This is a genomic window from Geopsychrobacter electrodiphilus DSM 16401, from assembly GCF_000384395.1.
Taxonomy (GTDB): Bacteria; Desulfobacterota; Desulfuromonadia; order Desulfuromonadales; family Geopsychrobacteraceae; genus Geopsychrobacter; species Geopsychrobacter electrodiphilus.
On record NZ_ARWE01000001.1, the window covers coordinates 1,855,120 to 1,868,695 of the forward strand.

At 53.4% G+C, this 13,576-nt stretch carries 10 protein-coding genes and 1 pseudogene; 3 read left to right on the forward strand and 8 right to left on the reverse strand.

The window, feature by feature from the left end; all coding sequences use genetic code 11:
• Positions 1-29 precede the first annotated feature (29 nt).
• From D888_RS0108795 to D888_RS23055, 3 genes are read left to right on the forward strand one after another with little or no spacing between them, the layout of a single operon-like run.
• The gene (locus D888_RS0108795; RefSeq protein WP_020676184.1) at positions 30-1,664 is read left to right on the forward strand and encodes an ABC1 kinase family protein; all 1,635 of its coding nucleotides are present in this window, start codon (positions 30-32) and stop codon (positions 1,662-1,664) included.
• Positions 1,615-4,317 carry a PAS domain-containing protein gene (locus D888_RS23050; protein WP_020676185.1) on the forward strand — a complete coding sequence of 901 codons (2,703 nt, stop codon included), beginning with the start codon at positions 1,615-1,617 and terminating at the stop codon, positions 4,315-4,317. Before D888_RS0108795 ends, D888_RS23050 begins: the two co-directional genes overlap by 50 nt.
• Complete coding sequence (locus D888_RS23055; RefSeq protein WP_020676186.1) at positions 4,314-6,287, forward strand: HD domain-containing phosphohydrolase; 1,974 nt, start codon at positions 4,314-4,316, stop codon at positions 6,285-6,287. The genes D888_RS23050 and D888_RS23055 overlap by 4 nt, the downstream gene beginning before the upstream one ends.
• Positions 6,288-6,474: 187 nt before the next feature.
• On the opposite strand, the gene clsB is transcribed toward D888_RS23055, so the two are convergent.
• The 8 genes and pseudogenes from clsB to D888_RS0108860 form a co-directional block, all read right to left on the reverse strand.
• Positions 6,475-7,713: a cardiolipin synthase ClsB gene (gene clsB, locus D888_RS0108815; RefSeq protein ID WP_020676188.1), complete on the reverse strand. Its 1,239-nt coding sequence runs from the start codon at positions 7,711-7,713 to the stop codon at positions 6,475-6,477.
• A gap of 25 nt (positions 7,714-7,738) precedes the next feature.
• On the reverse strand, positions 7,739-8,101 hold the full coding sequence (locus D888_RS0108820) for a SpoIIAA family protein (protein ID WP_020676189.1): 363 nt from the start codon (positions 8,099-8,101) through the stop codon (positions 7,739-7,741).
• Positions 8,102-8,625: 524 nt separating this feature from the next.
• Positions 8,626-8,817: a hypothetical protein gene (locus D888_RS0108830; protein WP_020676191.1), complete on the reverse strand. Its 192-nt coding sequence runs from the start codon at positions 8,815-8,817 to the stop codon at positions 8,626-8,628.
• 375 nt (positions 8,818-9,192) lie between these two features.
• Positions 9,193-9,344: pseudogene (locus tag D888_RS24860) on the reverse strand (amino acid permease); the annotation flags it as partial.
• Between the two features lie 29 nt (positions 9,345-9,373).
• Positions 9,374-10,234: an HAD-IIB family hydrolase gene (locus D888_RS0108835; protein WP_020676192.1), complete on the reverse strand. Its 861-nt coding sequence runs from the start codon at positions 10,232-10,234 to the stop codon at positions 9,374-9,376.
• Positions 10,224-11,480: an amylo-alpha-1,6-glucosidase gene (locus D888_RS0108840; RefSeq protein WP_020676193.1), complete on the reverse strand. Its 1,257-nt coding sequence runs from the start codon at positions 11,478-11,480 to the stop codon at positions 10,224-10,226. The genes D888_RS0108835 and D888_RS0108840 overlap by 11 nt, the downstream gene beginning before the upstream one ends.
• A gap of 199 nt (positions 11,481-11,679) precedes the next feature.
• Positions 11,680-12,813 (reverse strand): transaldolase, encoded by a 1,134-nt coding sequence (gene tal, locus D888_RS0108850; protein WP_020676195.1) that lies wholly within the window; start codon positions 12,811-12,813, stop codon positions 11,680-11,682.
• Positions 12,814-13,066: 253 nt separating this feature from the next.
• Complete coding sequence (locus D888_RS0108860; RefSeq protein ID WP_020676197.1) at positions 13,067-13,549, reverse strand: META domain-containing protein; 483 nt, start codon at positions 13,547-13,549, stop codon at positions 13,067-13,069.
• Positions 13,550-13,576 lie beyond the last annotated feature (27 nt).

Below are 13,576 nucleotides of genomic sequence, written 5' to 3' on the forward strand. Positions count from 1 at the left end.
TACAAATAAACGATTAAGGGAACTCGTCCATGTCCGTATCGATCAACCCGGTTAAAAGTAGCTTCTTTCGCGCAGCGCCGCGACTGTTACAAATTTTGCGGGTCCTCGCTCGCCATAAATTTTTGGGGGCTCTGCGCGGCAAAGGCCATTGGCCATCGCCAAAAGAGGTTCGTGAGACTTTTGAGGAATTGGGACTGACCTTCCTGAAGTTAGGACAGGTTCTCGCTATGCGGCGCGACTTGCTGCCAGGCGCCTACATCGATGAGTTGGAACTGTTGCACGACCAGTTGCCGGCGATGGACTTTGCGGCGGAGCGTTCTACGATCGAAAATGAACTGGGTGACCCGTTGATGCTGATATTCGCCTCCTTCAACGAAACCCCCATCGCAGCCGCCACCATCGCTCAAGTACATGAGGCGACCTTGCACGATGGACGTCGCGTCGCTGTCAAAGTGCAGCGACCCGACCTTGAAGAGATGATCTCCACCGATATTACGGCAATGACCTACCTGGTCAAGCTGTTCGAAGGGCTGTTTCCCCGTTTGCGTGGTCTCGATCTGCCGGTTCTGGTGAGTGAATTCGCAAAAAGTCTGACCAAAGAAACCGATTTTTATCACGAAGCACGCTCCATCATCCTCTTTCGTACCGCACTGGCGGATCTCCCCGACCTTTGGATTCCCGATGTTCTGGCCGAGTTTTCAAGCGAAAGCGTCCTGACAATGGAGTTTTCGACCGGTGAACGGATCGATCTTTACGCCAAACAGCACCCGGAAGCGATGCCGAAAGCGATCAAGACCCTGGTCAGACTGACACTGCAAACCATCTTTGAAGAAGGTTTGTTTCATGCCGATCCGCATCCCGGCAATGTTCTGGTCCTGCCCGACGGACGCCTCTCCCTGCTCGATTTCGGCATGACGGGTGAGCTTGACGAAGCGATGCGCGAATCACTGACGCACCTCCTCGGCGCGGTGGTCAAGGGGGACGCACGGGGTGCTACCGACGCCTATCTCGAAATGGCACCGCAAGGGAGTGAAAAGGTCAATCGTGCAGCGCTGCTGCTGGACATCAAAGCCGTACTTTATGACATTCATAGAAACGATCTGGCAAACGTTTCCATCGGAAAATCCTTCGATTCCCTGTTGCGTGCCGGCAGTCGACACGGAGTCCACAACCCTGGGGAATTTTTCCTCCTGACGCGGACCTTCGTCATCCTCGAGTCAATGATCCGACAACTCGACCCGGAACATGACTATCTTGGTGCCTTTCGTGAAGAGATCACACGCCTGACCAAGCAGCACTTTTCTGTGGAGCGGATGAAGGAAAAGACCGGCAAACTGGGACACGAAATGGACCGCCTGGCCAGTGACGGTCCCGGCGATTTGCGTCAAATTCTGCGTCGTCTGGCCGAAGGCAATCTCGGCCGGGTTCAGGCCCCGGCGGTAGAGGCGCTGGGAGGGCGAATCACGCGTAATCTCGAGAGACTGACCACTGCCATCGCCGCGGCGGCCCTGGTAATCGGCGGTGCCTTGCTGGTAGAGGGCCGCTTGGGTGGCTGGTACCATGTTTTAGGCGAGGTCATGGTTGTCAGCGGAATTACAGCTATGGTTATCGTTTTTGTCGGTATTCTGCGCGGCGATCAAGGCCGTGGTCGGGGTCGGCGCTGAGTCCCGCCCTGAAGGTCATGGCTACCCGGACAAAAATCAGCTGGAAAGATGGTTGGATATGAAAAATGATCTCAACACCAGAAAAAGATTATTAGCCCAGCTCAAAAAACTGCACCTCCCGGCGTCAAAGTCAGTGAATTCTGAAACGACAGGCTTATCCACAGAACGTTCCGAAGATGATTTGCAGAGTCTCGTTCATTCTCTGGAAGTTCACCAGATAGAATTGGAGATGCAGAATGAAGAGCTGCAACGAGTCCAGGCGGAGCTGGCGTTGTCGCGGGATAAGTATGCTGAACTTTATGACTTTGCCCCAAGCGGCTATTTTACTTTTAATGCGCAGGGGCTGATACTCGAGGTTAACCCTTCCGGCGCGAAACTATTGAGAAAAAGCCGTCGACAACTGATCGATAAACCATTTTCCCGTTTTATTGCTGACGAGGAGGGGAGGGCAATTTTCCCCAAGCATCTTAAAAGTGTATTGCAAAGACAGGGTATGCAGAGATGTGAAATAAGCATCAAAGGGAAGGATGGCAACTTCATCCATGGCCAGCTCGAGAGCGTCAGGTTCAACAAGACCAAGAGTCAGGACGATTTCATCCTTTCTTCAATTGTTGACGACACGGTTGGAAAACATTTGGAAAGTGAAATTCAGAATGCCCTGGAATATGCCGAAAACATCGTTGAGACCGTACGCGAGCCGATGGTGGTGCTTAATTCGGAGCTGAAAATCCTCACCGCAAATCACAGCTTCTACGAAACGTTCAAGGTCACACCCGAAAAAACCATCAACCATTTCATTTATGACGTCGGCAACCGGCAATGGGACATCCCCCGGCTGAGAGTTCTTATTGAGGAAATTCTCCCTCAGGACACGGTGATCAATGGTTATGAGGTCGAGCATGATTTCCCTGATATCGGCCGCAAGACGATCCTGCTCAACGCCCGCCAGATCTTTCGCGAAGAGATCGGCTCACGCATCATCCTGCTGGCTATGGAGGATATCACCGCGCGCAAGCAGCTGGAGCTGGGAATTCAGGCGGCCCGGGAATATGCCGAAAATATCGTTGAGACCGTACGCGAGCCGATGGTGGTGCTTAATTCGGAGCTGAAAATCCTCACCGCCAACCACAGCTTCTACGAAACGTTCAAGGTCACACCCGAAAAAACCATCAACCATTTCATTTATGACGTCGGCAACCGGCAATGGGACATCCCCCGGCTGAGAGTTCTTATTGAGGAAATTCTCCCTCAGGACACGGTGATCAATGGTTATGAGGTCGAGCATGATTTCCCCGGCGTCGGGCGGAAAACCATGCTCCTCAACGCCCGCCAGATTTTTCGTGAAGAGATCGGCTCACGCATCATCTTGCTGGCTATGGAGGATATCACCGCGCGCAAGCAGCTGGAGCTGGGAATTCAGGCGGCCCGGGAATATGCCGAGAACATCGTTGAGACCGTACGCGAGCCGATGGTGGTGCTTAATTCCGAGCTGAAAATCCTCACCGCCAACCACAGCTTCTACGAAACCTTCGAGGTCACACCTGAAAAAACCATCAACCAGTTCATCTATGACGTCGGTAACCGGCAGTGGGACATCCCGCTGTTGCGGGTTCTCATTGAGGAAATTCTTCCTCAGGACACGGTAATCAATGGTTATGAGGTCGAGCATGATTTCCCTGATATCGGCCGCAAGACGATTCTGCTCAACGCCCGCCAGATTTTTCGCGAAGAGATCGGCTCACACATTATCCTGCTGGCCATGGAAGACATTACCGAGCGCAAACTGGCCGAGGAGCGGATCAGTGAAGTCAACCGACAGCAGCAGGCCATCCTCGATAATATCCCCAATATCGCCTGGCTTAAAGACAGAAAAGGGCGGTATGTCGCCGTCAATGAACCCTTCAGCAAAGCCTTCGAGGTGGCGCCGCAAGATCTTATCGGGAAGGACGACTTTGATATTTTTCCCAATGAACTGGCCATTAAATATGAAAATGAGTTCAAGCAGGTTACAAAAAATGGCAAGCGGACGACCTTTGCAGAGACAATTTTAGATCTAAAAGGGATGGCGCAGCACGTAGAGAAGGTCAATACGCCCATTTTCAATGCAGTTGGCAGGGTGATCGGGATCATAGGCATTGTTTATGACGTGACAAATAGTAAACAAATCGAAGTATCGCTTCGTTACGACAGCACCCATGATGTATTGACAGGTCTCTATAATCGCGCCTTTTTTGATGAAGAGCTACAGCGGCTCTCCATAGGCCGGAAGTTTCCTGTTTGCATCGTCATGACGGATGTCAATGGCCTGAAAACCATCAACGATACACTGGGACATAGCGCGGGGGATAAACTGATCCGCACGGCAGCCAGGATCATCCTGGAAGGTTTTCGAACCGATGATATCGTTGCTCGTATCGGCGGTGATGAATTTGCTGTCCTTCTCCCGGGAACAGAGAGCAAGGTTGCTGAAGAAGCCGTTAAAAGGATCCGGCTAAGCCCTGAAATGAGCAGGGGCCAGGTGGGGATTGCTTTCGGGATCGCTTGTGCGGAGAACACAGATCAGCTCGCGGCTGCTTTAAAACAGAGTGACGAGAGGATGTATCTGGATAAATCCAGTCAAAAAAAATTACAGGACAGAGGTACAGGAAAATGATCACCATTCCTATTCATGAAACCAGCAAGTCCGCAACCGGGAATTCTCATGCAGCGCTGGAGAAAGCCCTGAGAAACTCGGAGCTTCGCTATCGCAAACTCTTCGAAACTTCTCAGGACGGTATTTTAATTTTAAATGCCGGGACCGGCTTAATAACTGATGTCAGTTCTTCTCTACTCGACATGCTGGGGTATGCGCGTGAAGAATTGGTGAAGATGAAAATCGATGAGGTCGGTGCCTTCGATGATTTCGAGACCAGGAGAGATCCCCTCCCTGAATTGGAAAAAAATGGGCCTGTTCAATATAAGAATTTGAAACTCAGAACCAAAACCAGGCATCTGGTGCAGGTCGATTTTGTGTGTAATGCATTTCAGGTCAACGATGAAATGATCCTCCAGTGCAACATCCGTGATATCAGTGAGCGGATGGCAAAGGAGGCCGCCGTTCAGGCCAGAGAGAATACCCGTTTGTCGTTGGTGGAAAATCAGGAGGCGCATGGGCTGTTGATTGAAAAACTGCCCGTTGGTGTCATTGTCCATGCTGCCGATACCCGGGTGGTAAGCTGCAACCCTGAAGCTTCGCAACTGCTGGGCGTCCCTGCAGTTCAGGTGCTCGGAAAAAAAGATAACGACCCCGATTGGAATTTTATTCGCCCAGACGGGACCAGATTGCCGGTTGACGAGTCTCCTTGTAATCAGGTAATCGCCACCCGTCAGGTGTTGAAAAATTATATTATGGGGATTGACGGCGGAAACAGCGGGGGAAGTAAGTGTTTATTGGTGAATGCCTACCCCGAAGTTGATAACAATAATATTCTGCGACAAGTCGTAGTTATCTTAACCGATATCAGTGATTTCAAGAATGCTGAAGAAAAAATTCGCCGGCATGTCGAGCATCTGACGGCCCTGGTAGAAATTGACCGCGCCATCAATTACAGTTTCGACCTGAATCTCAGCCTGACCACACTCCTCACCCATGTCCTTGTTCAGCTGAAGGTTGACGCCGCCGACGTCCTGTTGTTCAACCCTCAGTCCCAGATGTTCGAATATGTGGCCGGGCGCGGTTTTCACACTAAAGCTATTGAACAGGCGAAACAGGCTCTGGGTCAGGGTTATGCCGGTCGCGCAGCAAAAGAGCGATGCGTCGTGCACATCCCCGACCTCGCAATGGAGAATGACACCTTTTTGCGCAAGGATGTGTTGGCGACGGAGAATTTTGTCGGCTACCACGGTGTGCCGTTGATCGCTAAGGGAAAGGTTCTGGGCGTGCTGGAGATATTCCATCGCACCCGCCTGGAGCGTGATGATGAATGGCTCTATTTCCTCAAGGCCATGGCCGCCCAAGCCGCGATAGCCATTGATAATGTTTCCCTGTTCGACAATCTGCAACGCTCCAACACCGAACTTTTCAAGGCCTATGACGCCACCATCGAAGGCTGGTCGCGGGCCCTGGAACTGCGTGATGATGAGACAGAAGGGCATTCGCAACGGGTTGCGTTGTTGACGGTGAAGCTGGCGCGTCTGTTCGGGCTGAACGATGAAGAACTGGTGCAGGTCCGTTGGGGATCATTGCTGCATGACATTGGGAAAATGGGTATTTCGGATGAAATTCTGCAAAAACACGAGTCCCTGACTACAGCAGAATGGGTAGAAATGAAAAAACACACCATTTTTGCCTACGAGATGCTTTCACCTATTCTTTATCTGCGCGCGGCACTTGATATCCCCTACGCTCATCATGAAAAGTGGGATGGTTCCGGCTATCCTCTCGGGTTGAAAGGGGAGCAGATCCCGCTTGTGGCCCGAATCTTTGCTGTCGTTGACGTCTGGGCGGCACTGAGATCAGACCGTCGCTATCGTTCATCCTGGTCTGTAGAAAAGGTGCGCAAACATATTCAATCGCTGGCAGGAACACACTTTGATCCGCAGGTTGTAAAACTGTGCCTGGATTCGAACATTCTTGTGGACTGAAACAGGGAAGGGAAATCTCGGCGGCTATTGAAGGTCTGGAAACCATGGGACTGGCGCTGATCTCATCCGAGTCGATTCGCGCGGAGTTAATCACCGCAGGGTTCATCCGATTTATATGGCAGGGTAGCGGAAAGAGATTCAAAAGATTCCAGCCCGTTGCTTTGTCCCTCGTGCGAAGATTTGTTTTTCAATTTCGTCTCTTTTTGTTTCGACCATTCGCACGGGCATAGCCGCTGATACCCATCATCAAGCGCAGCCAGCCGTAACAGAGCCAGGCCAGAAACCGTAGCCGGGCAGATTGCTGTTTCCAGTTATCCGCCAATATCCGTTGGCCATCCGTTTCCATGGTCTTTTTCAGGCTTTGCGCCAGGGTCGCGGCGAAGGTTTCGTCGTTGACGATCACATTCGCCTCACGCGAAAGCAGCAGGCTGAACGGATCGATATTCGAAGATCCCACCGTCGCCCAATATCCGTCGATTACTGCCACTTTGGCGTGCAGGAAACTGGTGTGGTATTCGTAAATTTCAATCCCCGCAGTGAGGAAATTGCCATAGAGCGCCTGAGAGGCATAATGCTGGAGTTGATGATCAGACTTCCCCTGCAGCAACAGAACCACCCGCACGCCACGCTCGGCCGCTTTGATCAGCGCATGTCGAAAATCGGCCCCCGGCAAAAAATAGGCGTTGGCCAGAATGATTTCAGATTCTGCCTGCCTGATTGCCTCAAGATAAGCCGCTTCAATGTCACGGCGGTGATGAAAATTATCCCTCACCAGAAAGGCCGCGCTCATTGTCCCCCCGCTGAAGGTTGAAGCCGGCAGTGCCCCGGTCCGGACCCTTCCTTTGCGGAAACGCTTCCACGCCATCATTGACCAGAGGCGCTGCGCAGAAAGGCGGATAACGTCCACCAGTGGCCCTTGCACGGCGACGGCAAAGTCATAGCGAGGGGGCAAGTCGTTCGTCGTTCCCTGATCAGAAATAACGTTGATCCCCCCGACAAAGGCGATCTCCCGGTCCACCACCACGATTTTCCGGTGCATACGGCGCAGGCGCTCGCGTCGAAAGGTCCAGGGGGAGATTTTGGGGCGGTAGATGAGGATCTGTACCCCGTCGGCCTGCAGCTGGTCCCGCATGCTCTGTGGCAGGTCTTTGGAGCCGTAGCCGTCGATCAGCACATGGACTTTAACCCCACGCCGGACCGCCCGCTTCAGCGCATCCGAGATGCGTCGCCCGGTGATATCATCCTGGTAAATATAGGCTTCAAGATAAATTTCATGACGGGCCTGATCGATCGCCGCTTCGATGGCGGGGAAATAGGCTGCGCCGTTTTGCAGCAGTGTAACTTGATTATCCGGGACAAAACCTGACCAACTCTCAGCCAGAACCGCCTGATAAAAACTTCGCCGCCGGTATTTCGCTTGCGCCATAATCTCTAACCTGTCGGTGTTCGGATTATCCCCGACCCAACCAGATCCGCGCTTCAGCAGCGGTGGTTTGATCAAAATAGCGTATCTCGGCTTTGATGAACGGCTTGCAGAAGATCGCCATGCCGTGCTGCCAGCGTTTTTCGCCGACCATCGCGATCCGCTCGATGTCGGACATATGGTGCATGCCGAACTTGAAATCCTCCCAGGCGGCGCTCGCCTCCCAGCCGTGGAAACCGGTCATGTCGAACAGCACGCGTAATTTGCCGTGTTGCCCGGCGAGACGCTCGAACTCCGGTACAAAGTGTTCATAATCCGCTTTTTCCAGCTTGCCGCTGACATGCACATTGATCAGCTTGCCGCCGTTTTCTTCATCGAGTTGAATAGGCACTGTGGACTCCTTCACCTGGTTTTATCTCCCAAGCATCAGTTGATTGAATCTTTTTTAGCACCGGATCAGGGAGTCGGTTGAATAGTGTGCAAGAAGCCGGAGCCCGGCGTAACTTGCTCAGTTAAACAACCTGGGCATTTTGAACCTGAGTTTCAAAGACTGGTCATGAATTCAAAATTATTTTTTGACCAGTTTGATAACCACGACGACAATCAGCACCACCACCAGGGTGGCGAGCACCGGCCAAACCCACATCCCGCCATCCATCATGTTACTGAACATCACACAGCTCCTTTCGCTACGCCGGGCATACCCGTGTCTGGCCAGACCCTCCAGCGGTGGCATCCGTGGCGGCCGAAGTTGCCGCCACGGGGTCGCGCCAACCGCTCGTTGTCTGGTTTTGCCTGTTTCACGGTCGCCCCCCCCAGTATGAAGAGCGGGGCGTCGAGCAGATTTTTTTGATCTGCGGTTCGGCTAACGCGAGGTGAACGCGCGCAACATTTAATCGACTTCAGGCACTGGGTTTATTTGTGATTGTGCCGATTTAAAAGCTCTTCGATTGTCGACTTGGTGGCCTTTGGGGTAATGACCTTTATCTCTAGCTTGTCCTTATCGACGAAAAAATTTTCTTCGGGAATTTGAGCTGCTATAAGCTCATTCTCTGCGTTTTTCATGGCATCTACCGAGACATAGGTAACGCTTACTGTTTCATTCATGGTGTGTTCTCCTTTTATTGGGTTGCAGGAGTCGCCAAAAACTGCGGTAAATCTTCACCAGTGCTGAAGTTTACTATTGGCGGCATTCACATTAACATATTAGCAACGACCATGCCTAAGTCAAGAATGAGGAGTTCAAGTGTAAGGTTTTGATTTTACGGGAGAAAGGGCAAGAGGTGGGCGGAATGAAAGTAACACCTTCAACAGCACCCATCATATTTAGCAGATTCGTCAATTGTGACAAAGGTATGAGATGTGCCTGGCTTGTGCCCATCCAGGGGCGCACCTACCCCTTGCTTGCCCAGTGTTCCAGCCGTCTAATTTCCGTGTTGATGTTGACGCTCCGGCTGATCTTCGGCCGGTTGTAGAAATTCCCAGATACATACCGATGCCGCCGGCGGAGGGGTAGGCATTCGACAATTTGACGCAGGAGTAAGCGCTGAACGAGACAACCAACGCGGCGGAAAGAAAAGCCAGGGGGAAAGGCTTCCCGTCATCTCCGCACTGATCATCACCCCGGTGCCCATGGCGACAACGCCGATAAGCGTCAAACTATTTATACTTTTCCGATCGACGCGTCCTGCAGCCAAGCCAGCGTATGTGGCAGATAATGAACAAGCCCTTCCAGTACACCGGCGCTGTAGTTGCCGTTCATGCCGAGCAGGCCGCCCTGCGCCAGATATAAACAATCGCCATGTCCGGCTGCCTGGACCTGACGCAATGCCGTATCGCGGACGTCGTCGCGGGCATTTTTGACCAGCACCGCCTGCAGTCCGCTGGTCAGCGCGGGCAGGTCGTTGCCGCTGTCACCGGCGAACACTGTCTGCTCATGGGTAAATCCATGGTGTTTCATCAGAAACTCAATTGCGTGCAGCTTGGTGGCGCGCTCCGGCAGTATGTCCAGCAAGCCGGTGTCGGCCACTTCGTCGATGCTCCAGATCAGGCTGGCACGTACCTCCTGCGCATCCAGGCGCTGGCGCAATTGCTTGAGCAGATTGTCCGGCTCGACATCCGTCGGGGCGTAGTAGCTGAGCTTGAAATCATTCTGTTTCTCCGGCTCCTGCAGCCGCAGCAATTCGATGTCGGCAAACAGTCCCTGCAGGTCTTTTCCGGTTTTGCCGCGCCAGTCGGAAGCGATCTCCTCGTACCAGTTGTCCCAGGGTCGCCAGTTGCCATCTTCGATGTCAAAGATCGTCGTACCGACATCGCCGATGGCATAGTCGGGCCGCGGCAGGGCATACTCCTCTATGGCCTGTTGCAGCAGCGCCTGGTGGCGCCCGCTCACGTAGACAAGGGTCAGCTCGGGCCGATCGGCCAGGCGCTGCAATAAGCGTCTCGCTTCGGGCGACTCGGGCTGCGCGCCGTTGGGCAGCAGGGTGCGGTCCAGATCCGAGCAAAGCAGAATGTTATGTTTCATCGTCGTTAATCCTGAAAACATGTTGTCCCTCCAGCGCATGATGGCCGATGATGGCCGCTGCGGCGCTCCAGCCCTGATGGCGGGTGCCGCCGGGCGTGAATTTGCGGCCATGAACAAATTCGGGAAAGCCCCAGGCTTCTCCATCCATCACCAGAGCATTGGCGCGATGTATCGCCTGCAAGTACTTCCGGGCTTCTTCTGTTTGCTGCCGCCGTGCCAGGTCGGCCACATAGAAGCCGGTGACCATGGGCCACAGGCCGCCGTTGTGGAACTCATAGGGCTTGTTCTTGAAGGTATAGGAGAACATCACCTGCAGGTCCTCCCAGTCCTCGTCCACGGGTTTGATGACCGGGTGGAAGGCGGGCAGCAGCGGCAGCTCGTCATGGATGACCTCCCCGACGATGAATGCGTCCATCTTGCTGCGTTGTGCGTCATCGGCGACGTCCAGCAGTGATGCCAGGACATTGGCAAATGCATCGAAACGATAACCGTAACCGGCGGGCGAGAAGAAGGACATCCAGTGGTTTCCGGCGCAGTGTGATGATGCGGCGGCTCGCCCCTTTTCGTAGAGCACCTCATGATACACATCGGCGGGCGGTTTTTGGGCATCGTCGAACCAATAATTGGCGCGGAGGAGATGGCGCAGGTGGCTGGTTTTTTCGTTGAGGGCGTGGTCGCTTGAACCATGCACTGCAGCGTCCATGCGGGCCAGCGTGCGTTGCGCCTGCAGATACAACAGCTGGTCGTAAAACACGTAGCCATTGTGCAGATACTCGTCGGCCCAGTCGCCGGTCAGCGGTACGTAAATGAGCCCGCGGTTGTTGAATTCCCATGCGCCCAACAGGAAACGCACCTTTTCGATCGCGGGCAGCAGGCGTTCCAGAAATTCATCATCGCCTGTCGCCAGCCAATATTCACCGCAACCGATGATGAACCAGAGGTCGGCATCGACCCGCCCTGTGGTGCCCCCGTAGCTGATGCGTTTAGTGACAGTATCTACGTTGCTGGGTATCTCTCCATGCGGGCCCTGATACGCCGCCAGCGTCTCGAAAGTACGCTGGGCCGTCCCGATGAGATTGACGTCCCCGGTGAGTATTGCTGCCAGCGAGATAATAGTGCCATCACGGCCCCAGATGCGCCGGTAGTTATCCTTTTTGCTGGTGCTCGCGACAAAACCGTCAGGTGTGACGCAGTCGTAGAGCAATGCCAGCGCCTTGTTGTAACCATCTTCCGTTTGGTTCCCCATTGTCATTTTCCTCTCTTCGCAAGCATCGGGTTGTACAAGCGTCCATATTCTGCAATAAGCGCGTCAGCCTGTTTCGGCCCCCAACTGCCGGCATAAGGGGTCTACCATAGAATCCTGTAGATGGCGGGGCACCATATCAGCGCCCATGCGCCCCAGTCCAATCATACCAATCTGCATCAAGGACCTCCTCTTTCTCTCATCACGCCTGGGCCGAACTCCGCTTTTGCTCAAGTGCCTGCAGAAGTTTGTCAAAGGGCTTGACAAACTTCTCTATTCCTTCGTTCTCCAGTTGGCTGGTAACCGTATCGAGGTCGATGCCTGTTTCTGGCAGATGCTGCAAGATCCGTTCGGTTCCTTCCAGATCACCTTCCAACCGAAGCGCAGGGTTGCCATGATCACGGTAGGCGTTGAGGGTTTCGAGGGGAATGGTGTTTATCGTCTCCGGGCCGATCAGTGCTTCCACATATTTCACGTCGCTCTCAGCCGGGCTTTTAGTGCTGGTGCTGGCCCACAGAACCCGCTGTGGCCGGGCACCTCCGGTAACAAGTTTGCGAAATCTCGCGCTTGTATGAATCTCTTTGTAGAGCTGATAGGCTGCCCTGGCGCTGGCAATTGCTATCTTTCCACGGAGCTGGGAAGCCCTCTCCGCAGGTCGTCCTCCCTCCGGTAATTTCTTTTCCAGCAATGGGTCGACCAGCACGTCGATGCGACTCAGAAAGAAACTGGCTACCGAGCTGATGCGATCCAGTGGAAGTCCGGCGGCTACCCGCATCTCCAGCCCTGAAATATAGGCTTCGGCTTCGGCTACGGCCTGATAGCGGGGGAGGCCGAAGAGGAGTGTCACGTTGACATTGATTCCTTCGCTGATGAGCTGGCGTATCACCGTAAGCCCTTCCTGGGTACCTGGGACTTTGATCAGCAGGTTTGGACGATCTACTTCCTTCCAGAGGTGGCGGGCCTCCCTGAGAGTACCTGCACCATCACGGGCCAGGTGGGGTGAAACCTCAAGGCTCACAAAACCGTCTCTTCCTGCCATCCGGTCGTAAAGCGGATGCAACAGATCGGCTGTACGTTGAATGTCCTCAATAACCAATTTCTCATAGATCGCAGCGGTGGTTTTCCTTTCACGAGCCAGTGACCGGATGGCATCATCATAGTCATTACTCTCAGCGATGGCCTTTTCGAAAATAGATGGGTTGGAAGTCACACCACTTACACCATCTTCATTGATCAAGCGCAGAAGATCTCCCGAATCGAGTATCCTGCGGCTGATGAAATCCAGCCAGATGCTTTGGCCGAAACTCTCAAGCTTCAAAAGCGGATTATTTTTCATGATGTTTTCACCTTTCTTTCAAGGACTGAAATTTTGCCGAAACGGCGATCCGGCGGTCACCAGCAGGATGACCAAAGGCAGGAATGACAGCAGCAGGTAATAGGCAAAGGCGGCGGCACCCTCGTTGCCATCCGCATCCACCCAGCATGCGTAAGCGCGGCGGAGAACCAGCCACCCGGGTTTACTGCTTAACTTTGCGCAATAACTTTCGCATCGGTTCGACCTTATTCAATCTCTGGGTTCGAGCCGACCTCTATTCCCGGTCGAAGCGTACGACTTTGCCGCTTTTGAAACGCAGAACCAACTGGTCGCTTTCAAAGGAAAACGTCGCCTTTTTTCCATCCCGTATCGCCTTCGATTTAATCTTATCGCCATCTACTGAATATGGCCCTTGGAGATTTCGGACCTGCCCGACAAACGGAATATCGGACCACGCCAGGACACTTACTTTTTTTTCTCGGCGGAAGGTGAGCCGAATTTTGACCTCGCCCATTTTTGCGTCCACGTCTTTTGCTGTCCAAGTGCCGTAGAGTTGCTCGGGCGGAAGAGAGGGCGTCTCGTCTTTCCCGACTTCAGCCGCAAGAACGCTCGGCTTCATCTTTTCAACCGGAGCTCCATGAGCAAGAGATCCGCCCAATACGGTGGCGACGATGAAGAGGGCACCGAGCGCTCCGCCAGTGGCATTTCGCGCTTTCCTAGTTGACGTCAGAATCAAAAAGTTTTTCATGTGTTTCACTTTTCCATCCTTTTCGACCGCACGTCA